A 20,822-nucleotide genomic window follows, 5' to 3' on the forward strand; every position below is an offset into this window, starting at 1 on the left:
TTGCCCATCGGTTCATGGCGTCCTCTGAAGTTCTGTGGCCGCATGGCAGACGCAGCACCCAATTTCTGGATGCAGCCTGCGATGCCTCTCTTCAGAGAAGACGGTTGACGCGCAATATTCAGTAAATACGAATCAAAATTATTTTCAATAAATCAAAAGAGCACTACCACTCCTGGCAGTTGCAACAGCTGTGCCCCCAGTTCCTGAGCGATGGCCTGCACGGCCCCTGGCGCATCGGATTGCAGAAAGACGCCGCTGACGCGCCGCTGCGCCAGCACCTGGTCACGCACCACAATGCGGCTCGAGTGATAGCGATTGAGACGATCCACCACATCGGCCAGCCTCATGCGCTCGAAGACCAGCAGCCCACGCTCCCAGGACTGGCCGGCATCCTCGCTCAAATCCTGCACAGGCGTCATGCCCCGCCTGTCATAACTGACGCGTTGGCCTGGCGATAGCACCACGGCATCCTGTGGCGCATGGTCCAGCGACACCGCCACCTGGTGGAACACACCGGTCACTTGAGTTCTTTCGTCCAGTCGCTCGACGATGAAGCGGGTACCCAGAGCACGGGTACGCCCGTCGGCCGCGGCAACCACAAAAGGCCGCTTCTCCGCATCGCGCCCACCGGACACCTCCACGGGCTTCGCATCGAACAAGGCTTCGCCGCGAAGCAAGGCCACATGTCGCTGTCGCGTGTCGTATCGCACGGCCACGGCGCTGTCGCCGCCCAGATGCACGCGGCTGCCATCGGGCAGCGCCACCTCGCGCCGCTCTCCCACCCCGGTGCGGTAGTCAGCCTCAAAAGCCAGCATGATCTGGCTGCCGGCCCCCACCCACAAGGCGCCTGCAGCAAATACTGCTGCCCCGGCACCTTTCCACAGCATGCGTCGCTGCACGGTTCCTTGCAGCAAAGGTTTTGTCTCCGAAACCATTTCTGCGCCCTGCTCTGGCAGCAGCCCCGACTGTCCCAGCGCCCCCAGTTCGGCCCAGATGCGCTGGGCATGGGCATAAGCCTGGCGATTTGAAGCATCCGCATTCAGCCAAAGCTGCAAGGCCTGTTCATCCTCAGGCAGCCAGCCCTCGTCCGCACGACGTACCAGCCAGGCGGCAGCCTGCAGGCGGATGTCTTCAGCTGCATCGTGCAGGGATGTGGATTGAGATGAAGGATTCACAAAAAACTGCTGTCTGAATGCAAACGATTGGAGTGCATGATGGGAAGACGTTCAAGCATTGGCAAACCAGTAATTCTCATCCAAGACAAGCATCTGGAGCTCTGACACACTGCAAAGCTTCAGTGAAGCGGCAAGCGCGCCATGGCGTGGGCCAAGGCCCGCGCCAGATGCTTCTGCACCGAGCTGGTGGAGATCTTCAGCGCATCCGCCACCTGCTGATAACTTTGCTCCTGCACCCGCACGCGCATGAAGATGTCCTGAGTAAGCGGCGACAGCTCCTGCAGAGCCTCAGCCAGTTGTAGCAGACGCTGGCGGCCAGCCACCGACTGATCCGGGCCAGGCGCGGTGTCCGCTATGTGCACCAGCTCCTCTGGCGCAACCGCTGCGGTCTTGCGCGCCTCCTGCTGGCGAGCCATGTCGACGAGCATATTGCGCGCCATCTGGAACAGATACGCCCGGGCATCCTGCACAGGCGCAACCGCCGTGACCTCGATGAAGCGCAGGAAAATCTCCTGCAGCATGTCCTGAGCCACATGCATATCGTGCACGCGGTAGGTGAGCCAGGCCAGCAATTCCCGGCGGTGGGCAATGAAGATACTTTGAGGATCGCTGGACATGATGAAGACGTGGATTGTATCCATGATTGAGAATGAATCTCATTCATGAAGCAATGAAGCCTACACCTTGCCGAGCAGCACAGACTGCTCCCCGAAGCTGATGTTCTAGATGGCGACAGTCCCTCGGAATTTTTTCTCTCGCGCCTCCAAAGAGACAGCACCTCGGTAGACCTGCTTCTACTCGGGACTTCGACGCACTTGAAACCGAGCCGCTTTTGTAGATCGCTTGTCATCTATCGACTGTCGAATCTGTCTTTGCTGCGCTCAATGTCTGATGTCAACATCGGCTGCCATTCGCTTTGACGCTTCAACCTGCCTGAAGCGGTCAGCTGTGAATATCTGCGGGATGACTGGTTCTGAATGAAGGTACGACAACTATAGGGATACCTGAAGCAGACAGTTGCTTCGCACGAAGACTCGAGAGCGGCTTGAAAAGATATGAAGTCCCACGAAAACCAGACCCTCCCGGTTGAACATCTAGTCCAGCCAAGGCGCCACATCCTTGCCCATGCGCACAGCCAGCTTCTTCAGTCGGGGAAGATAGCGGGCAAGCAACTCTTCCCTGGCGACAGCAGACTTCGGAAAGACCAGATTCAGACCTCCGATCAAACGACGTCCACACTTCAATGGCACCGCGACCGCTCCAAACGGCGCTTGCTGATGCCAATCACCATCGCTGATGCCATATCCTCGCTGGCGCGTCTCTTCAATCAAACGCTCTACCGATGCTCTATCCCTTGCCATGGCACCAGTCGCATCGTCACGCTGAGCGAGCAACGAAAGCAAGCCTTCCTTCTCATCTTTGGTGCAAGACGCCAGATAGGCTCGTCCCATAGCCGTGAAGAACAGCGGCAATTTTTCTCCGATCATGCCGCGATGCTGAGACAACCGGCTGAAACGGTGCGTGCTTTCACGCACAACCATAAAGCCGCCTTCCACGGTCCCCAGATCGCAAGGCCAAAGCAGCTCGGGCACGGCAGCACGCATCAGCGGTAGTGCGACCTGCTCAACCCAGGCATCATCGACAAGCCCTTCGCTAAGGCTGCGCACTGCAAAAGTCAGGTAGTACTGCCCGTCTTTCTCACCCCTGCGCACGAAACCCTCCGCCCGCAAGGTCTCCATCAATCGCTTGACGGTGGTGCGATGAATATCGCATGCCTGTGCCAGTGCCGTGGTTGAAGCGATGCCGCCAGGGGCTCTATTCATTGCCTGCAGCAGAGCCAGGCCTCGCGACAAGCTGCGTACATCCTTGTAGTCATTCATGGGACTGTGCTCAAAAGTGAAGATTTCTTGGGAGTTCCCAAGTATGAATACCGCAAACCATACGGCGCAATCGCCGGGTGCTCTGCTGCTGCGCTCAATGAATATTCCCGACTCGATGCTCAACCGCGCGCAGCTTTGCCATTCATCACCCCGACGCCCACCTTGCGAGTCTCACTTCAACTGATTGGTAGCCGGCGCAAGCGGTGACAGCAAGGGTATGCACCTAGCAATATGTGCACCAGGTGCACACTGTTTTCAGACTCCTCGAGTGTTTTGACAATTATCAAAACAGCACTCGATGCGCTCACCCAATACGGAGACTGAAAATGAACGCCCCCCAAGAAAACCAAGCGAGTCAAGACGATGCCGATGTCCTGATCATTGGCGCTGGCCCGGTAGGGCTGACACTGGCAAACACTCTGGGGATGGCTGGCGTACGCGTCATCGTGGCAGAGAAGCTGCCGCAGATTATTGACTACCCCCGAGCCATCGGCATTGACGACGAATCGCTGCGCACGCTGCAGGCGGCGGGTCTGTCCGATCAGGTACAGGCACACATCACCCCTCATCACTGGATGCGCTTCTACACCGCCAGCGGCCAGTGCTTTGCCTCGATCGAACCTCGCACCGACGAGTACGGATGGTCCCGCCGCAATGCCTTCATCCAGCCTCAGGTGGACGACATCCTGTACCGGGGTCTGCAGCGCTTTGAACAGGTCCAGGTACTGCTGGGTCAGGAGCTGCACAGCTTTACCCAGGACGATGCTGGCGTCACCGCCACTCTCAGGAGTTCCGAGGGCGTAGAGCGCACACTGCGCGCCAAGTACCTGGTCGCCAGCGATGGAGGCAACAGTCTGGTGCGTCGCACGCTGAACGTGCCCTTTGAGGGCCGCACCAAACCCAATCAATGGATTGTTGTTGATGTACGCAATGACCCCCTGGGAACCCCTCATATCGACATGCATTGCGACCCGGAGCGCCCCTACGTCTCTGCAGCCCTGCCGCATGGCATCCGCCGCTTTGAATTCATGGTCATGCCCGGGGAGACCGAAGAGCAGCTCTCAAAACCGGAGAATCTTGCCCAGCTGATGCGCAAGGTCGTCGCTGATCCAGACAAGGTCGACTACATCCGCAAGCGCGTGTATACGCACAACGCACGGCTGGCGGCGCAGTTTCGGGTCGGGCGAATCTTGCTGGCAGGCGATGCCGCGCACATCATGCCGGTCTGGCAGGGCCAGGGCTACAACAGCGGCATGCGGGATGCAAGCAATCTCGCCTGGAAGCTGGCCATGGTCATCAAGGGAGAGGCCAGCAGCAGCCTGCTGGATAGCTACGAACAGGAACGCCGCGACCATGCCCGCAGCATGATCCATTTGTCTGAAGTGGCAGGTGACATCTTTGCCCCTGAAAGCCATACCGCCGCCAAAGTACGCGACACGGTGATGCTTGCCCTGAACGCTGTGCCGCCAGTCAAGCAGTACTTCGCCGAGATGCGCTTCAAACCCATGCCGCGCTACGAGCAGGGCGTGGTGCTGCACCACACGGGCACCGGCAATCAAGGAGCCAGGACACCGTTCGCAGGCCTGCTGGACCGCTCGGGCAACACGCCCTTGAGCCGCCTTCTGGGCCTGATGGCGGAAAAGAAGGAGTCTCTGGTGGGGCGTCTGGTGCATGGTCTGGAGACGGCAGCGTCCAGTCCCGTAGGCCGGATGTTCATTCAGCCTCGTGTTGCCACTGCAAATGGCCACTCTGGCCTGCTGGATGACTTTGTTGGACTGAATTTCTGCATTCTGGCCTGGGGTACGGACCCCAGCTATGGCATGGACGAAGAGGCTCTGAATTTCTGGCAGCGCCTTGGCGCCTGCTTCATTCGTGCCATGCCCTCTGGCCAGCTGCTTCATCCAACGCCAACCCGCGATGGCGTGCTGACCGTCGGCGACGAACAAGGCCGCCTCAAGGACTGGTTCAGCGCCCAGGGCAAGTCGGTGGTGTTCGTGCGCCCGGACCGCTTTGTCGCGGCGCTGGCATCTCCGCAGGAGGTCAGCACTGTCACCCGTCAGATGGCCCGGGTACTGCATTCTCCACTGGAGGCATGAAGATGAGTGGTAGCGCCATCGCCACTGCGCGCCGGGCATTTCTTGGCATGTCGCACTCGCCTTTGCTCGGTCTCAATCCTGTCGCTGCAGACGATCAGATCGCTATCGACAAGGCGATTGCTGCGGCGCGCGCGGCCGTTCATGAGTTCGCGCCAGAACTCATCGTGCTGCTGGGGCCGGATCACTACAACGGCTTCTTCAATGAGCTGATGCCGCCGTTCTGCATCGGCAGCCAGGCAACGGCCGTGGGCGACTATCTGTCCCCAGCCGGCCCCCTCAATGTGGCAGGAGAACTGGCCATAGCGCTGGCCGACCACCTGATGGACAAACATTTCGATATCGCGGTGTCGCGGCGCATGTGGGTCGATCACGGCTTTTCGCAGGCCCTGCAGTTTCTGTGGGGGGACGAGATGGACACACCGCCTGTCATTCCCATCTTCATGAATGCAGTGGCCCAACCCGGTATTGCACGCATGGCCCGATGCAAGGCACTGGGAGAAGGCATTGGCAGCTTTCTCGACCGGTTGCCGCTGCGCGCACTGCTGATTGGTTCGGGCGGGCTGTCGCACGAGCCTCCCGTCCCGACACTGGCCCATCCTGACCCTGCCGTACGCGAGCGCATTACTGTCCGCTCCACCCCCACAGAGCAGGAGCGCGAGCTCAAGACCGAGCGCGTCAAGGCCGCCGGTCTGGCTCTGGCCAATGGCGACAGCTGGATGAAGCCGCTCAACCCCGAGTGGGATCTGCAATGGATGGACGCCATGGCCAGCGGCCAGCTGGACGGCCTATGTGAGATGAGCGAAGCCTCGATCGGCGCCACGGCCGGCAACTCTGCCCATGAGTCCAAGACCTGGCTGGTGGCGCGGTCCGCCCTGCCTGCCAACACCCGTCTGCCTTGTCCGGTACGGACCTACCGCGCCATTCCATCGCTCATTGCGGGCTATGGCGTGATGTTCATGCACCACTGATCCTCATTCTTTCATGACTGCCATGCCGACCACTACGCAAATACAGGCCTGGGCCGAACGCCTGCGCCACGCGGAAGCCACCGCCACCCCCATTGCTCCCCTGCGCGAGGAAATCACCGACAACGACAGCGCCTATGCCGTGCAACTGGCCAATGTGCAATATGCACTGAGTCAGGGCCGCCGGATCGTGGGTCGCAAGATCGGGCTGACATCCCTTGCCGTGCAAAAGCAGCTGGGCGTAGACCAACCCGACTTCGGCACGCTGTTCGCCGACATGCTCTATGGCGACGATGAGGTCGTGCCCCTGTCGCGGACGCTTCAGCCCAAGGTCGAGGCCGAGGTGGCGCTGGTACTGGCCAAGGATCTGGAGCGGCCCGACACCACGCTGGTGGATGTCATCAGCGCCACCGCCTATGTGCTTCCGGCCATCGAGATCGTGGGCAGCCGCATTGCCGACTGGAACATCCGCTTCATTGACACCGTGGCCGACAACGCGTCCAGCGGTCTGGTCGTGCTGGGCGCCGTACCGACTGCGCTCAACGCACTGGATCTCAAGCTGTGCGAGATGCAGATGACGCGCAATGGCGATGTCGTCTCCACCGGATCCGGTGGAGCCTGCCTGGGCCATCCCCTGAATGCCGCCGTTTGGCTGGCCCGCCGACTCGCCAGTCTCGGCCAGGCGCTGCGAGCCGGTGACCTCGTGCTGACCGGCGCCCTGGGTCCCATGGTCGCCGTGAATGCCGGCGATCGTTTCGAAGCCCGCATCAGCGGCATCGGCTCGGTGTGCGCGCAGTTCGAAGGCTAGATCTTCTCGAAAGCATTCCCCGCCCCCGTTTTCCATTGCTCATAACGATTATTCAGGAGACAAATCATGTGGAACCGACGTCAATTGTTCGCAGCCGGTGCTGCCTCGCTCGCTGCCTGCGTGGGTACACCCGCCATCGCGCAGAATTTCCCCAACCGTGCCGTGACCATGGTCGTCCCCTTCCCGGCCGGAGGCATCACCGATGCGGTGGCTCGTGCGCTGGCCAGCAAGATGGGGGAGCAGCTTGGCAAGCCTGTCATCGTTGACAACCGGCCCGGCGGTGGCGGCCAGATTGCTGCCGCCTATGTGCGCCAGCAAGCGGCCGACGGCCATACCCTGTATGTCGGTGCCACCGAGATGTTTGCCATCAACCCCTCGTTGTTTCGCAATTTCTCCTATGACCCGCTGAAGGATTTCACCCCCGTCACGTCGCTGATTGCTTCGCCCTTGGTGCTTGTCGTTCCTGCCAATAGTTCACTGACCAGCGTCAAGGAACTCATAGCCCAGGCCAAGAGCCGCAAGGACGGACTGAACTTCGCCTCGCAGGGCATGGGCTCCATCGGACATCTTCTCGGAGAGACCTTTCGGGGCAAGGTGGGTGGAAAGTTCAATCATGTGGCCTACAAAGGCTCGGCACCCGCGCTGCAGGATGTGATGGGGGGACAGGTGGACTTCATGTTCGACCCGGTTATCACCACCGCCCCTCTGGTGGCCGGCAAGAAGCTCAAGCCCCTGGCGATTGCGGCCGACAAGCGCTCGCCACAAATGCCTGAGGTGCCGACCCTGGCCGAGCTCGGCGTATCCGGCGTGAATGCCGGTGTGTGGTTCGGGGCTGTGGTCAAGACAGGCACGACCGCAGTTGTGGTTGAACGTCTGAACGATGCCATCCACCAGGCCATGAAGGACCCCGAAGTGGTCAAGCGTTTTGCCGATCAAGGCATGCAGGCTTTCCCCTCAACCCCGGCCCAGTTTGGCAGCTTCATGCAGTCGGAACTGACCAAATGGGGTCCTCTGGTCAAGGCCAGCGGCGCTTCGATCGAGTGAGCAGGGAGCCAATCTTGCATCGTAGAACTCTTTTGCAGTCGGCCCTGGGCTTGGGCAGCCTGACGATCGGCGGCCTCAGCGCGGCACAGGCCTTTCCCAGCAAGCCCGTCACACTCGTGCTGCCGTTTTCCGCCGGCGGCATCAGCGATGTCATGGCCCGAGCCCTCGGTCAGCACATGGCCCATCAGCTGGGCAAGCCCGTGATTGTTGACAACAAGCCTGGTGCAGGAGGGCAGATTGCGGCCAGCGCCGTACTTCAACAGGCAGCCGATGGTCACACCGTGTATGTGGCTGGCACCGCCATGTTTGCCATCAACCAGACGCTGTTTCGCAAATTTGCCTACGACCCCGTCAAGGATTTCGAGCCGGTAACGTCTCTGGTCACCTCTCCTCTGGTGCTCGTGGTTGCGGCCGACAGTCCCGTCAGGACGCTGAGCGAGCTGGTGGCGCTTTCCCGCAGCAGCAAGCAAGGCCTGACATTTGCATCACAAGGCCTGGGCTCCATCGGCCACCTGCTGGGAGAGCTGTTTCGCAGCAAAACCGGTGGAAGCATGTCTCATGTGGCCTACAAAGGCTCGGTGCCGGCACTGCAGGACGTGATGACAAACCGGGTCGACTTCATGTTCGATCCCACGAGTTCAACCGAAGCGCTGATCCGGGGCAGAAAGCTGCGCGCGCTGGCGATTGCCTCTGCAAGACGCAGTCCCCAACTGCCCGATGTTCCCACCATGGCGGAGCTGGGAGTGTCCGGAATCGATGCAGGCGTGTGGTTCGGTGCAACCGTGCGAAGTGGAACTCCTGCCACAGTGGTCCAGACATTGAACCGTGCCCTGGTCGCAGCCTTGCAGGACCCGGGCATACAGAAACGCTTCGAAAGCCAGGGCATGCAGGCCTATCCGCAAACCCCGGAGCAATTCAAGCAATTCATCCACAGCGAGATCGCACGCTGGGCACCGCTGATCCAGTCCAGCGGAGCTGGTATCGACTGATTTTTCTCTGAAGGTAAACGCTATGACGCGCAAACTCAAGGCCGCCATCATCGGCAGCGGCAATATCGGCACGGATCTGATGATCAAGATCCTGCGCCATGGCAAGAACATCGAGATGGGCGCCATGGTCGGCATTGACCCTAACTCCGACGGTCTGGCCCGCGCCGCCCGCATGGGCGTGGCCACCACCCACGAAGGCGTGGAAGGCCTCACGCGCATGCCCGGGTTTGCAGAGATCGACTTTGTGTTCGATGCCACCAGCGCCGGCGCACATGTGAAGAACGATGCCTTCCTGCGCAGCCTCAAGCCCGGCATCCGCGTGATCGACCTGACGCCGGCGGCCATCGGCCCGTACTGCATTCCCGTGGTCAACGGCGACATGCATCTGGACGCGCCGAATGTGAACATGGTCACCTGCGGCGGTCAGGCCACCATCCCCATGGTGGCCGCAGTCTCTCGTGTGGCCAAGGTGCACTACGGCGAAATCATTGCCTCGATTGCCAGCAAGAGTGCCGGCCCCGGCACCCGTGCCAACATCGACGAGTTCACCGAGACCACCTCCAAAGCGATCGAGGTCGTAGGCGGCGCCACCAAGGGCAAGGCCATCATCATCATGAACCCGGCCGAGCCGCCTCTGATCATGCGCGACACGGTCTACACCCTGAGCGAGTTGGCCGACGAGGCAGCGATTGCCGAGTCGGTGGAGCGCATGGCTGCCGCTGTTCAGTCCTACGTCCCGGGCTACCGTTTGAAGCAGAAGGTGCAGTTCGACCGTATCGATGCACCGATCCGCATCCCCGGCGTGGGCAATGCCCTCACGGGCCTGAAGACCTCGATCTTTCTAGAGGTTGAGGGGGCGGCCCACTACCTTCCCGCCTATGCAGGCAACCTGGACATCATGACCAGCGCCGGTCTGCGCACTGCGGAACACATGGCCGAACGCATGCTGGCGAATCACGCCGTTGCTGCCTGAGGAGACGACACACCATGAATCCGAACAAAAAAATCTACATCTCCGACGTGACCCTGCGCGACGGCAGCCACGCCATTCGTCACCAGTACAGCGTGCAGCAGGCCAGGCAGATTGCCCGGGCCCTGGATGAGGCCCGGGTCGACTCGATCGAGGTCGCTCACGGCGATGGCCTGCAAGGCTCCAGCTTCAACTACGGCTTTGGCGCACATACCGATCTGGAATGGATTGAGGCCGTGGCCAGCGTGGTCAAGCACGCCAAGATCACCACCTTGCTGCTGCCGGGCATTGGCACCGTCCACGACCTCAAGGCCGCCTACGACGCCGGTGTGCGCGTGGTGCGGGTGGCGACCCACTGCACCGAGGCCGACGTGTCCCGCCAGCATATCGAGTACGCGCGCCAGCTGGGCATGGAAGCCGTGGGCTTCTTGATGATGAGCCATATGCAGACCCCTCAAGGTTTGGCTCAACAGGCCAAGCTGATGGAGAGCTACGGCGCTACCTGCTGCTATGTCGTGGACTCCGGCGGCGCTCTGGGCATGAACGATGTGCGCGATCGCTTCAAGGCCTTCAAGGACATCCTCAAGCCGGAAACCCAGACCGGCATGCATGCCCACCACAACCTGAGCCTGGGCGTGGCCAACTCCATCGTGGCGGTGGAAGAAGGCTGCGACCGCGTGGATGCCAGCCTGGCCGGCATGGGCGCGGGTGCCGGCAATGCTCCGCTGGAGGTGTTCATCGCAGCCGCAGAGCGTCTGGGCTGGAACCACGGCACCGATCTCTACAAGCTCATGGATGCCGCCGACGACATCGTGCGCCCGCTGCAGGACCGTCCGGTGCGCGTGGACCGCGAAACACTGGCACTGGGTTACGCAGGCGTTTACAGCTCGTTCCTGCGTCACTCCGAAGCTGCGGCGGCCAAGTATGGACTCAAGGCCGTGGACATTCTGGTGGAGCTGGGCAAGCGCCGCATGGTCGGGGGTCAGGAAGACATGATTGTCGACGTAGCGCTGGACCTGCTGAGGCAACGCGAAGCCGCCTCCCTCTGATCTTTTCACCATCCTCGCGGTCAGCCAGCCGTGGCTGCCGCCTTCACGGAGTCATTTATGAACGCACCCCACACGGAAGCCTCCAGCAGTCGCTTTGTCACGATCACCGAAGCGGGACAGCCCCTGAGGCTGCACTACAACGATGTCGGCTCCGGCAGCGAAGTCGTGGTCATGCTGCACGGCTCCGGCCCAGGCGCCAGCGGCTGGGCCAACTTCCACCGCAATATCGAACCGCTGGTGGATGCGGGATACCGTGTCATTTTGCTGGACTGCCCCGGTTGGAGCAAAAGTGACACCATTGTCAGCACAGGCTCGCGTTCGGATCTGAACGCACGCTGCCTCAAAGGCGTGCTGGACGCGCTGAACATCGCCAAGGTTCACATCATCGGCAACTCCATGGGCGGTCATAGCGCCGTGGGCTTTGCGCTGGCCAATCCCGAGATGGTGGGCAAGCTCATCCTCATGGGCGGCGGCACCGGCGGACCCAGCGCCCTCGTGCCCATGCCCGCCGAAGGCATCAAGCTCATCGGTGCGCTGTACCGTGACCCCACCGTGGAAAACCTCAAGCGCATGATGAATGTGTTTGTGTACGACAGCAGCAGCCTGACCGAAGAGCTGTATCAGCAGCGTCTGGCCAATATCCTGGCCCGCCGCGATCACCTCGAAAACTTCGTCAAGAGCGCCCAGATCAACCCGAAGCAGTTCAGCGACTACGGCGCACGCCTGCATGAAATCAAGGCCAGGACCTTGATCATCTGGGGCCGTGACGACCGCTTTGTGCCATTGGACATCGGCCTGCGCCTGCTATGGGGCATTCCCAACTCGGAATTCCACGTGTTCAGTCAGTGCGGCCATTGGGCACAGTGGGAGCACGCCGAGGTCTTCAACAATATGGTTCAAGACTTTCTCGCTCGCTGACCGGCCAGTGAGCCAGCAAGAAGTGGAAGCAAGCCATTGAGATGAATGCCATGCATGGACAACATGCTCAATGGCTTTTTTGGGATGCAGAGCAGGCAGCGGCCCAACCATCCCTGCCTCCAGCAGACTCCGCCGCCGATTGAGCGCAGCTGGATGCGACAGCCTGGTTGTCAAACGGATATTGGCATCAATCAAGCGAAATTCCGCGTCTCGTCGCGAGGACCACTTCGAAGCATTTCACTCACTGTGATCCTTCTGCGACTCAAACATATCCGCCCGGGTCATGCTCCGCTAGTGGGAAAATGCAGCCCTTACCGAGAGCGGATTGAATTGTCATTTTTTGCCACCGCATCCTCAGGATTCAGCAAAGCCGGAATCTCGGCCACCAGCGCGTCAATGGCCACCCGCAATTTGCAACGCAATTGCCGTGCCTGTGGCCAGAGTGCATGGATCTCATAGGAGCGTGCCCGATAGTCGGGCAGGATATGCACCAGCTCTCCACGCTTGGCATAGCTGCTCAGCAGCCAGCAGGGGACCCAGGCAATGCCATAGCCCGCCACAGCAGCAGCGGCAATGGCCTGGATATCGTCCATGCTGATCTGGGTGCGCACCTGCAGGCGGTAGTCTGAGCTGCCGTCTCGCCCAGCAACTGGCGAAACATTCCACGGAGCGACAACACCCGAGTGCGAGTAACTGATGACCGCATGACCATCGAGCTCTTCCAGTTTGCTGGGCGTGCCGTGGCGTGCCAGATAGGCCGGGGAAGCTCCGATGCTGATGTGCTGTGTGCCCAGCAGGCGCGCAGACAAAGTGCCGCTGTCTTGCAGCGGGCCTATGCGTATGGCCAGGTCAAACCCCTCCTCGATCAGATCGACTGTACGGTCGCCAAACGACAGATCGATGCTCAGCTGCGGATACAGACGCGTCAGATTCAGCAGTATTGGCGCAACGCACAGCTGCCCAAAGCCTTCTGGCACGCTGACCCGCAGGCGCCCGATGGGCTCCATGCGGCCACTGTCCAGATCCGCCTCGGCTGCATCCAGCTCCTTGAGTGCACGGGTGCAGCGCTCGTAGTAGATCTGTCCTTCCGCAGTCAGGGTCTGGGTACGCGTATTGCGCTGCAGTAGCCGCGAGCCCAGACGTGCCTCCAGCCTGGCAACGGCCTTGCCCACGGCAGAGCGCGTCACGCCAAGCCGCTTGGCAGCAGCAGTGAAGCCGCCCGCGTCCACCACCAGCACAAAGGTGGAGACTCCTTCCAGAGGGTCTTGCACAGTCATGTCAATTGGATCCTTCAGATCCCCAATTATGGGAAATAAGTGCGTAAATTTAAGAATTTTATTCCCATAGACTCGCGTTGAACGTTCTGCGCCAGAACGCTGTTTCCCTTTTCTGGAGTGCGCAACCATGTCCTCGAATGATGTTGATCTCTTGAACACCAGCAGCCTGGAGCCGGCACCGACCCGGCGCAATCGCATTGCGCTGCTATCGGTCTGTCTGGCCGCACTGATGTTCAGCCTTGAAATATCCAGCGTGCCTGTCATCTTGCCCACGCTGGAGTCCGTTCTGCACAGTGACTTCAAAGACATTCAGTGGATCATGAATGCCTACACCATCGCCTGCGTCTCGGTGCTCATGGCCACCGGGACACTGGCGGACCGGTTTGGCCGCAAGCGGATCTTTCTGATCTCCATAGCCCTCTTTGCGTTTTCATCGCTGCTGTGCGGCCTGGCATGGAACACACCGATGCTGATTGCCAGCCGCGTGTTCCAGGGGGCCAGCGGCGGCGCCATGCTGATCTGCCTGGTAGCCGTCCTCTCGCATCAATTTCCGCAAGGCGCCGAGCGCAGCCGCGCCTTCAGCACCTGGGGAGTCATGCTCGGCATAGGCTTGGGCTTTGGCCCGCTGATTGGCGGCATGATCGTCGCCCTATCGGACTGGCGCTGGGTATTCTGGGTACACGTGCTGATTGCCACGCTGACCTTCTTTCTGGCCGCCATCGCCGTGCAGGAATCGCATGACCCAAAGGCCGGCGCGCTGGATCTTGCGGGCATCGTCACGCTGTCCCTCGCGGTGTTCGGCCTGGCCTTCTTTGTGACGCAGGGCTCCGATACCGGTTTTGGCAGCATGTCTGCGCTGGCCGCCATGGCTGTGGGTCTGCTGAGTTTTGCAACCTTTGTGTGGGTGGAACTGCGTGCCCAGCATCCCATGTTCGACTTCTCCGTCTTTCGGGTGCGCAATTTCTCCGGTGCACTGATGGGCTCCATGGGCATGAACTTCAGCTTCTGGGCGTTCATCATCTACCTGCCCATCTATTTTCAAAGTGCGTTAGGTCAGGATGTCACGGCCGCCGGCGTCTCGCTGCTAGCCTACACCCTTCCCACGCTGGTGTTCCCGGTGGTTGGAGAACGCATCGCCATGCGCTATGGCCCGCGTATCGCCATTCCGCTGGGGTTATTCGCCATCGGCCTTGGATTCATGCTGATGCTCGCTGGCAGCCAGCTCGCCCACAGCCACTGGCTTTACGTGCTGCCGGGCTGCATGATTGCCGGTGCAGGGCTGGGTATCACCAACACCCCGGTGACAAATACCACCACGGCAGCGTTCTCCAGCACACGCGCCGGCATGGCGTCCGGCATCGACATGAGTGCCCGCATGATTACGCTGTCGATCAATATCGCGCTGATGGGTTTCCTGCTGGTGCATGGCGTACAGCAGCACCTGCAAACCGCATTGCGCGACCCTGTCGATGCTGCAGCGCTGCGCGAGATGGCCAACGGCATTGCCTCTGGCAACCTGCAAGCCCTGTACGCCCAACAGGCAGGCGCTGGCGCCGTCACTTCGCCACAGGCACTGACAGACATTGCCCGCGAGGCATTGGTGCACAGCTTTGGCGGCGTAATGCTCTATGCGGCCATCGCCGTGTGGCTGCTGGCACTGGGCAGCTTTGTGATCTTTTCGGGTCGCAGGGCAGCACGGTGACTTGTATGGCGGTCCAAGCCGATGGGCAAGAATCTGCTCGCTGATCTGCAACTTGGTTGCCTGCATTGTCATGGACATCGATTTCCTGCCTGGGCAGCAAGCGGCAGGCCTCGACAACCTCACAGACATTGGCAACCGTGCCACCTGCTGTGTGCACCAGGCCAGAATCAGCATCCATGCCGAAGTACCACCGGCTGCCTCTCCAGCTCTGGTGCATCTCTCTACCATGCACCTTGTTTCTAATTTTGGTGAATGTCAGTGCAGCACTCCAGGTAGCGTCCACGCTGGTGCCAGTGAGCGGAATAGCGGCCCAATGCGTTGCCGTGGCAAATTCATAGCACGCTCCAAGTCGATCAAAGACTGCCGTACTTTTGCACCGCCTGCGATTTGCTGAATCGTGTCGACGGTTCCTCACGGATAGAAGAGGCACATCGCAATATATTTAAAAATCAGGATATTTATCCCAATAAATTTGTTTAACAAATTTATCGAAACCATCCAGACTTCCTCCAAGACTCATAGAACTTGGAGACATCTGTTGGAGCAAAAAATTTTCAGTGCGCCTGGGCACTTTTTCCGCCCCTCGCGTTCACATGCTGTTGTGATTGGCGGCGGGACTATGGGAGCCGATGTCGCGGTCGTCCTTTGCCGAGGAGCTTGCAAAACGACTGTTGTCGAGTCCAATCCCGACCGGGCTGCCAAAGTCCCTGGGCTGGTCCATCACGGCTTGACCCAACTGGATGCGGCGCAGCAGCTTGCCCACCTGTCCGTCGTCTCGTCATTGGACGACCTCGACTGGAGCTCTGTGGATCTTGTGATCGAATGCATCCCGGAGCGCCTGGACATCAAGCAAGCGCTTTTCAAGCAACTAGAGCAGCGCGCCCGCAAGAATGCATTGCTGGCCAGCAATAGCTCTAGCTTCCCCATTACAGCCATTGCACAAGGCCTGGCAACGCAGGAACGCATGCTGGGTCTGCATTTCTTCATGCCTGCGCACCTGACGCCTCTTGTCGAAGTGGTGTGCGGCGAGGCATCCCGCATGGAATGCGCAGAGAACCTTCATGCCTTCATGCGCCAGTGCGGCATGGTGCCGGTGCTGGTCAAGAAAGATTTGCCAGGATTTTTGGCGAACCGCCTTCAGCACGCGCTGGCTCGCGAGGCTTTTGCACTGATTGAAGCGGGCATTGCATCGGCCGAGGATGTGGATGCAGCCGTGCGCTTTGGCTTCGGCTTTCGCTTTCTTGCAGCGGGCCCCGTGCTTCAGCGCGACCATGCAGGTCTGGAAGTCCACTGCGCCGCTGGAGCGACTATGTATCCATCGCTGGCGGACAACAAGGAGCCAAGCCCATGCCTTTCGCGAAGAGTGGCTGAAGGCAAGTTCGGCATGAAGTCCGGTGAAGGATTTTTCAAGTGGACCCCGGAGAGCATCGCGCAAGAGAAACAGCGCTACCAGAAGACGCTGCTGGCAGGTCTCGAAATTCTCAAGAGCGAATTGCCTTCCGTGGGAGACGCTGCCGAGCAATAAGAGGAACGCATGATGAATACACCTCTGATCATCACCGTTGCCCCCAACGGAGCCTACAAGACCAGGGAGCAACACCCCGAGGTTCCTCTGACTGCCGCCGATCTGGCACAGACCGCCAAGGAATGCCTGGACTCCGGGGCGTCCATGATTCATATGCATGTACGCAAGCCTGACGGCAAGCATTTACTCGATGCCCGCGCCTACATTGAAGCCACTGCTGCAGTGCGCAAAGCAGTGGGCCGGGAACTGGTGGTTCAGGTCACCACTGAAGCGGCACAGGTCTACCAGCCATACGAGCAGATGCGGGTCGCCCGCGAAACGGCTCCGGAAGCGATCTCTGTCGGCTTGCGCGAAATACTCAAACCTGAAGTTCCCGAAGCGGATATCCGGTCCTTCTTCACATGGCTCAAGCAGAGCAATGTGATGACCCAGGTCATCCTGTATGACGTGGAGGACGTGCAGGCCTGGCAGCGCCTGCTTGCAAGCGGCGTCATCCCGGCAAACAAATGGTTTCTGCTTTTTGTACTGGGCCGCTACTCCGCCGGTCAGACCTCTTCGCCCATCGATCTGCTGCCGTTCCTGAATGCCCACGACGATGCCCATCCATGGGCGATGTGTGCCTTCGGCCCTCAGGAAAATGCATGCGCGATGGCTGCTGCAAGTCTCGGAGGCCATGCGCGCGTCGGCTTCGAGAACAACCTGTTCCTGAAGAGCGGCGAGCCGGCAGCAAGCAATGCAGCCTTGGTCGCCCAGGTTTGCGAGGGGGCCGCAGCGCTGGGCCGTCCTCTGGCCACGGCTCACGATATTCGAGGCATGTTCCTGAACTGATCAGCACTTCAAGGCAGTAGCGCCTCTTGTGTCTTCAAGTAGTGATCTCTTGGAGGCACAAGATGCACTGCCGTCAGGCGGATCAGGCGCTCCCTCGACCCCTCCCCCTGCGCCAGCACCGCCAGCAGCTCGTGATGCTCCTTTTGGGATTGCAGCTGACGCTCTCTGGACATCAGCGTTCCAAATCGAATCGCATGCGTTTGACGCGCGAAGTCTTCGATGGACTGCGACAGAAAAACATTACCGCATTGAGCAAACAAAAGCCGATGAAACTCCTGGTTGGTTCGAAAAATGCCGCGCGGGTCCTGTTGCTGGATAGCTGCGTCGTGCCCGGCCTGAATGCGCCTGAGCTGCTCCAGGGCATCATGGTCCAGAGGCAGCGCAATTCTGCGCATCGCCTCCAGCTCAAGCAGCTCTCTCATTTCATAGAGATGAATGACTTCCTCCCTGCTGAAAGCCTTCACCATGGAGCCAATGTTGCGCCTGCGCTCAAGCAGGCCAGCACTTTCCAGCTGAGCCAATGCGTCTCGCACCACATGGCGTTTGGCTGCGAACCTTTCCATCAGATCATCTTCGACAAGACGCACTCTGGGAGCCAAGAGGCCCAGAACAATGTCTTCCTCCAATGTCGCGGCAATCACGGATGCACCGTCCTCGGATGGACGGCGCTCCTTGGCAAAAGCGCCCGTCGGCATATGAACTTAACTCCTTGGAATCGAACCCTTGCGCTGCGTCGCGGTCAAGAAATCAAAGTCTGCGCCACGATCGGCCTGCAAAACAGTTTTCTTGAACAGATGCGCGTAACCACGCTCTGCCACAGGAACTTGAACAGGCTTGGCATTCTGACGCATAGTCAGCTCTTCATCGCTGACCAGCCATTCAATACAGCGCTCGCGCACCGACAGGCGAATTCTGTCCCCGGTTTGCACCCAGGCCAATGGTCCGCCAATCGCCGCCTCTGGCGTCACATGCAGGACGATGGTGCCGAAAGCGGTACCGCTCATACGGCCATCGGAAACACGCACCATGTCTTTCACGCCTTGGGCGGCGAGTTTCTTGGGAATGGGCAGGTAACCCGCTTCCGGCATCGCCGCTGCTTTGGGACCGATATTCTTGAGCACCAGCACATCCTCGGCCTGAACATCAAGCTCGGGCGAGTCGATACGAGCGGCCAGATCCTCTGCATTCTCGAAAACAACGGCACGGCCCTCATGCTCCATCAGCTCGGGGTTCGCTGCGGACTGCTTGATGATGGCGCCTGCCGGGGCAAGATTGCCGTGCAGCACAGCAATGCCTCCCTGTGGATACAAGGGGGCATCCAAAGTCTTGACCACATGCTGCTTGAAGCCTGGGCCGGCCGCCTCCAGCTCCTCGCCCAGGGTGCGCCCCGTCACGGTCAGAGCATCCAGGTGCAGCAGGGGCTTGAGCTCTCGAAGCAGGGTATGCATGCCGCCGGCTGCATGAAAGTCCTCCATGTAGTGGTCGCCGGAAGGCTTGAGATCGAGCAACACGGGAGTATTGCGGCTCATGGCGTCCAAAGCCTTGAGATCCAGCTCGTAGCCCAGGCGACCCGCAATCGCGGCCAGATGCACGATGGCATTGGTCGAGCCGCCCATGGCCAACAACACCCGCATGGCATTTTCGAAGGCAGCAGGCGTGAGAATCTTGTCAATGCTCAGTCCAGCACGCGCCATGTACACGGCCACCTCACCGGATCGCTCCGCAATTCGAATGCGGTCGGCAGTAACCGCTGGAGGAGTTGCACTGCCAGGAATGCCAATCCCCAGAGCCTCTGCAATGCAGGCCATCGTGCTGGCAGTGCCCGCCACCGAGCAGGTACCCACGCTGGCGACGAGCTGATTGTTGACGTCGGAAATTTCCTCAGCATCAATTTCTTCGGCACGAAATTTTCCCCAGTAGCGCCGGCAATCGGTGCACGCACCCACTCTTTCGCTTCGATGCGATCCCGTGAGCATGGAGCCAGTAACCAGTTGCACTGCCGGCAGTCCGACCGAAGCAGCTCCCATCAGCTGAGCCGGCACCGTCTTGTCACACCCCCCGATCAACACGACCGCATCCATGGGTTGCGCTCGCAGCATCTCCTCCGTGTCCATGGACATGAGGTTGCGCAGATACATGCTGGTCGGCTGGGAAAAGCTCTCGTGCAGCGAGATGGTCGGGAAGTCCATGGGCAGACCACCGGCCATCAGGATGCCGCGCTTCACTGCCTCAATCAATTGCGGCATGTTTCCGTGGCAAGGGTTGTAGGAGCTGCCTGTGTTCGAGATACCGATCACAGGCCTGTCCAGCGCCATGTCGGTATAGCCCGCTCCCTTGATAAAGGCCTTGCGCAAAAAGAGAGAGAAACCGCGATCACCGTAGTTGGTGAGTCCTTTGGAAATGCCGCTCGAAGCGGCTTCCGGATGAATCGTGGCTTGCTGGCCTGGCTTGTTCGTCATGGGAGGGTTAACCATTGTTGATGCACTGATTATTAATAATATTATTGATTAAAAGAAAAATCGAGCGCTCAAACAAGAAAGCGCATACCTGAAAACCCTAAAGGAGACTTCATGAAACCCACAGAACTCGTTAATCCGGGCATGCGCCGCCGCAAGCTCATTAACCTGGTTGCAACCGCCCTCGTCGCATCTGGTGCATCGGGAGCAGCCTGTGCGCAAACTGACTACCCCACCAAACCCGTGAGGCTGGTAGTTCCCTATGCGCCGGGTGGAGCGACCGATGTCATTGGCCGCGTTCTTGCCAAGCAGCTTTCAGACGCACTCGGGCAGCAGTTCGTCGTCGACAATCGCGCCGGAGCTGGCGGTAGCCTTGGTGCAGGTCAAGTCGCCAAATCACCTGCCGATGGCTACACCTTGCTGATGGGTGCATTCACAAGCCACACCATCAATGCAGCGCTGACGCCTGCTGCGGCTCCTTTTGACATCCATAAGAGCTTCTCTCACATCTCGGTCGTAGGTACCGTTCCACTGGTATTTGTGGTCAACCCCAATGTTCAGGCGAAGTCCGTCAAGGAACTGGTAGCGCTTGCCAAGGCCAGCCCCGGCAGCGTCACGTTTGCATCCGCAGGCAATGGCTCGCCTCAGCATCTCTCGATCGAGATGTTCAAGCGTCAGACACAGGTTGAAGTCGTTCATGTGCCCTACAAAGGCAGCGGACCCGCTCTTTCCGATCTGCTCGGCGGTCAGGTCAATGCCATGATTGACACCGTTCCTGCCGCACAAAGCCAGATCAAGGCAGGCAAGCTCCGGGCCCTGGCCACCACGACCAAAGAACGCGTTGCCTCGATTCCAGACATCGCTACTGTCGTGGAAGCTGGATTTCCAGACATGCAGGTCAGCTCCATGTTTGCACTTTCGGCTCCTGCAGGAACTCCAGGTGCAGTCATTCAGAAGATCAATTCAGCGCTGAAAGTGATTCTGTCCAAGCAGGATGTCAAGGACTCCATGCTCGCCCAGGGCACTATTGCTACCTACAGCACGCCGGACGAGTCGGCCAAGATCATCAACGCTGAATACGCCAAGTGGGCCCGATTGATCAAAGACAGCGACATCAAGGCTGAATAAGCGAAGATAACG

General features: G+C 59.8%; 18 protein-coding genes. 12 read left to right on the plus strand and 6 right to left on the minus strand.

What is annotated here, in order from left to right; genetic code table 11:
- Positions 1-152: 152 nt before the first annotated feature.
- The 3 genes from FSY45_RS25665 to FSY45_RS25675 all read right to left on the minus strand — a co-directional run bounded on the left by FSY45_RS25665 (position 153) and on the right by FSY45_RS25675 (position 3,178).
- On the minus strand, positions 153-1,175 hold the full coding sequence (locus tag FSY45_RS25665; protein ID WP_052951087.1) for a FecR domain-containing protein: 1,023 nt from the start codon (positions 1,173-1,175) through the stop codon (positions 153-155).
- 119 nt (positions 1,176-1,294) lie between these two features.
- Positions 1,295-1,816 (minus strand): RNA polymerase sigma factor, encoded by a 522-nt coding sequence (locus FSY45_RS25670; RefSeq protein WP_003071386.1) that lies wholly within the window; start codon positions 1,814-1,816, stop codon positions 1,295-1,297.
- A 453-nt stretch (positions 1,817-2,269) separates the two neighbouring features.
- The gene (locus tag FSY45_RS25675; RefSeq protein ID WP_237704533.1) at positions 2,270-3,178 is read right to left on the minus strand and encodes a DNA-binding transcriptional regulator; all 909 of its coding nucleotides are present in this window, start codon (positions 3,176-3,178) and stop codon (positions 2,270-2,272) included.
- A 203-nt stretch (positions 3,179-3,381) separates the two neighbouring features.
- Here FSY45_RS25675 and FSY45_RS25680 point away from each other — a divergent pair, with 203 nt between their 5' ends.
- From FSY45_RS25680 to FSY45_RS25715, 8 genes are all read left to right on the plus strand, one after another.
- Complete coding sequence (locus FSY45_RS25680) at positions 3,382-5,151, plus strand: bifunctional 3-(3-hydroxy-phenyl)propionate/3-hydroxycinnamic acid hydroxylase (protein WP_003071381.1); 1,770 nt, start codon at positions 3,382-3,384, stop codon at positions 5,149-5,151.
- A 2-nt stretch (positions 5,152-5,153) separates the two neighbouring features.
- Positions 5,154-6,119, plus strand: a complete 966-nt coding sequence (locus tag FSY45_RS25685) for a 3-carboxyethylcatechol 2,3-dioxygenase (protein ID WP_223305700.1) — start codon at positions 5,154-5,156, stop codon at positions 6,117-6,119.
- 13 nt (positions 6,120-6,132) lie between these two features.
- Complete coding sequence (mhpD, locus tag FSY45_RS25690; protein ID WP_003071375.1) at positions 6,133-6,924, plus strand: 2-keto-4-pentenoate hydratase; 792 nt, start codon at positions 6,133-6,135, stop codon at positions 6,922-6,924.
- Positions 6,925-6,990: 66 nt separating this feature from the next.
- A complete protein-coding gene (locus FSY45_RS25695; protein ID WP_046461840.1) occupies positions 6,991-7,968 on the plus strand; it encodes a tripartite tricarboxylate transporter substrate binding protein in 978 nt (325 codons plus the stop codon).
- 14 nt (positions 7,969-7,982) lie between these two features.
- A complete protein-coding gene (locus FSY45_RS25700; RefSeq protein ID WP_223305701.1) occupies positions 7,983-8,957 on the plus strand; it encodes a tripartite tricarboxylate transporter substrate binding protein in 975 nt (324 codons plus the stop codon).
- 22 nt (positions 8,958-8,979) lie between these two features.
- Positions 8,980-9,930 (plus strand): acetaldehyde dehydrogenase (acetylating), encoded by a 951-nt coding sequence (locus FSY45_RS25705; protein WP_046461842.1) that lies wholly within the window; start codon positions 8,980-8,982, stop codon positions 9,928-9,930.
- 14 nt (positions 9,931-9,944) lie between these two features.
- Positions 9,945-10,976: a 4-hydroxy-2-oxovalerate aldolase gene (gene dmpG, locus FSY45_RS25710; RefSeq protein WP_046461843.1), complete on the plus strand. Its 1,032-nt coding sequence runs from the start codon at positions 9,945-9,947 to the stop codon at positions 10,974-10,976.
- A 57-nt stretch (positions 10,977-11,033) separates the two neighbouring features.
- Positions 11,034-11,894, plus strand: a complete 861-nt coding sequence (locus FSY45_RS25715; RefSeq protein ID WP_046461844.1) for an alpha/beta fold hydrolase — start codon at positions 11,034-11,036, stop codon at positions 11,892-11,894.
- 311 nt (positions 11,895-12,205) lie between these two features.
- On the opposite strand, the gene FSY45_RS25720 is transcribed toward FSY45_RS25715, so the two are convergent.
- The gene (locus FSY45_RS25720) at positions 12,206-13,171 is read right to left on the minus strand and encodes a LysR family transcriptional regulator (protein WP_080944476.1); all 966 of its coding nucleotides are present in this window, start codon (positions 13,169-13,171) and stop codon (positions 12,206-12,208) included.
- Between the two features lie 127 nt (positions 13,172-13,298).
- Between FSY45_RS25720 and FSY45_RS25725 the strand changes: the two genes are divergently transcribed.
- The 3 genes from FSY45_RS25725 (at position 13,299) to FSY45_RS25735 (ending at position 17,226) form a co-directional block, all read left to right on the plus strand.
- Positions 13,299-14,873 carry an MFS transporter gene (locus FSY45_RS25725; protein WP_046461845.1) on the plus strand — a complete coding sequence of 525 codons (1,575 nt, stop codon included), beginning with the start codon at positions 13,299-13,301 and terminating at the stop codon, positions 14,871-14,873.
- A 619-nt stretch (positions 14,874-15,492) separates the two neighbouring features.
- Positions 15,493-16,398 (plus strand): 3-hydroxyacyl-CoA dehydrogenase family protein, encoded by a 906-nt coding sequence (locus FSY45_RS25730; protein WP_255443448.1) that lies wholly within the window; start codon positions 15,493-15,495, stop codon positions 16,396-16,398.
- A gap of 12 nt (positions 16,399-16,410) precedes the next feature.
- A complete protein-coding gene (locus FSY45_RS25735; RefSeq protein ID WP_080944481.1) occupies positions 16,411-17,226 on the plus strand; it encodes a 3-keto-5-aminohexanoate cleavage protein in 816 nt (271 codons plus the stop codon).
- 8 nt (positions 17,227-17,234) lie between these two features.
- Here the strand turns inward: FSY45_RS25735 and FSY45_RS25740 are convergent, their stop codons facing one another.
- Together FSY45_RS25740 and FSY45_RS25745 are read right to left on the minus strand one after the other, a co-directional pair.
- Positions 17,235-17,921, minus strand: coding sequence for a GntR family transcriptional regulator (locus FSY45_RS25740; RefSeq protein ID WP_046461847.1), 687 nt, complete (start codon positions 17,919-17,921; stop codon positions 17,235-17,237).
- 6 nt (positions 17,922-17,927) lie between these two features.
- On the minus strand, positions 17,928-19,685 hold the full coding sequence (locus tag FSY45_RS25745; protein WP_046461848.1) for an IlvD/Edd family dehydratase: 1,758 nt from the start codon (positions 19,683-19,685) through the stop codon (positions 17,928-17,930).
- A 111-nt stretch (positions 19,686-19,796) separates the two neighbouring features.
- Between FSY45_RS25745 and FSY45_RS25750 the strand changes: the two genes are divergently transcribed.
- The gene (locus FSY45_RS25750; RefSeq protein WP_046461849.1) at positions 19,797-20,810 is read left to right on the plus strand and encodes a tripartite tricarboxylate transporter substrate binding protein; all 1,014 of its coding nucleotides are present in this window, start codon (positions 19,797-19,799) and stop codon (positions 20,808-20,810) included.
- The last annotated feature ends 12 nt before the right edge of the window (positions 20,811-20,822 follow it).

It is taken from the genome of Comamonas sp. Z1 (assembly GCF_008121555.1).
In the GTDB taxonomy this organism is placed as follows: Bacteria; Pseudomonadota; Gammaproteobacteria; order Burkholderiales; family Burkholderiaceae_C; genus Comamonas; species Comamonas thiooxydans.

Coding starts and splice junctions, on each gene's coding strand:
- FSY45_RS25725 (WP_046461845.1), top strand. CDS start 13,299: ATGTCCTCGAATGATGTTGATCTCTTGAACACCAGCAGCCTGGAGCCG.
- FSY45_RS25670 (WP_003071386.1), bottom strand. CDS start 1,816: ATGGATACAATCCACGTCTTCATCATGTCCAGCGATCCTCAAAGTATC.
- FSY45_RS25695 (WP_046461840.1), top strand. CDS start 6,991: ATGTGGAACCGACGTCAATTGTTCGCAGCCGGTGCTGCCTCGCTCGCT.
- FSY45_RS25750 (WP_046461849.1), top strand. CDS start 19,797: ATGAAACCCACAGAACTCGTTAATCCGGGCATGCGCCGCCGCAAGCTC.
- FSY45_RS25715 (WP_046461844.1), top strand. CDS start 11,034: ATGAACGCACCCCACACGGAAGCCTCCAGCAGTCGCTTTGTCACGATC.
- FSY45_RS25680 (WP_003071381.1), top strand. CDS start 3,382: ATGAACGCCCCCCAAGAAAACCAAGCGAGTCAAGACGATGCCGATGTC.
- FSY45_RS25745 (WP_046461848.1), bottom strand. CDS start 19,685: ATGACGAACAAGCCAGGCCAGCAAGCCACGATTCATCCGGAAGCCGCT.
- FSY45_RS25730 (WP_255443448.1), top strand. CDS start 15,493: ATGGGAGCCGATGTCGCGGTCGTCCTTTGCCGAGGAGCTTGCAAAACG.
- FSY45_RS25685 (WP_223305700.1), top strand. CDS start 5,154: ATGAGTGGTAGCGCCATCGCCACTGCGCGCCGGGCATTTCTTGGCATG.
- FSY45_RS25720 (WP_080944476.1), bottom strand. CDS start 13,171: ATGACTGTGCAAGACCCTCTGGAAGGAGTCTCCACCTTTGTGCTGGTG.
- FSY45_RS25735 (WP_080944481.1), top strand. CDS start 16,411: ATGAATACACCTCTGATCATCACCGTTGCCCCCAACGGAGCCTACAAG.
- dmpG (WP_046461843.1), top strand. CDS start 9,945: ATGAATCCGAACAAAAAAATCTACATCTCCGACGTGACCCTGCGCGAC.
- FSY45_RS25740 (WP_046461847.1), bottom strand. CDS start 17,921: ATGCCGACGGGCGCTTTTGCCAAGGAGCGCCGTCCATCCGAGGACGGT.
- FSY45_RS25705 (WP_046461842.1), top strand. CDS start 8,980: ATGACGCGCAAACTCAAGGCCGCCATCATCGGCAGCGGCAATATCGGC.
- mhpD (WP_003071375.1), top strand. CDS start 6,133: ATGACTGCCATGCCGACCACTACGCAAATACAGGCCTGGGCCGAACGC.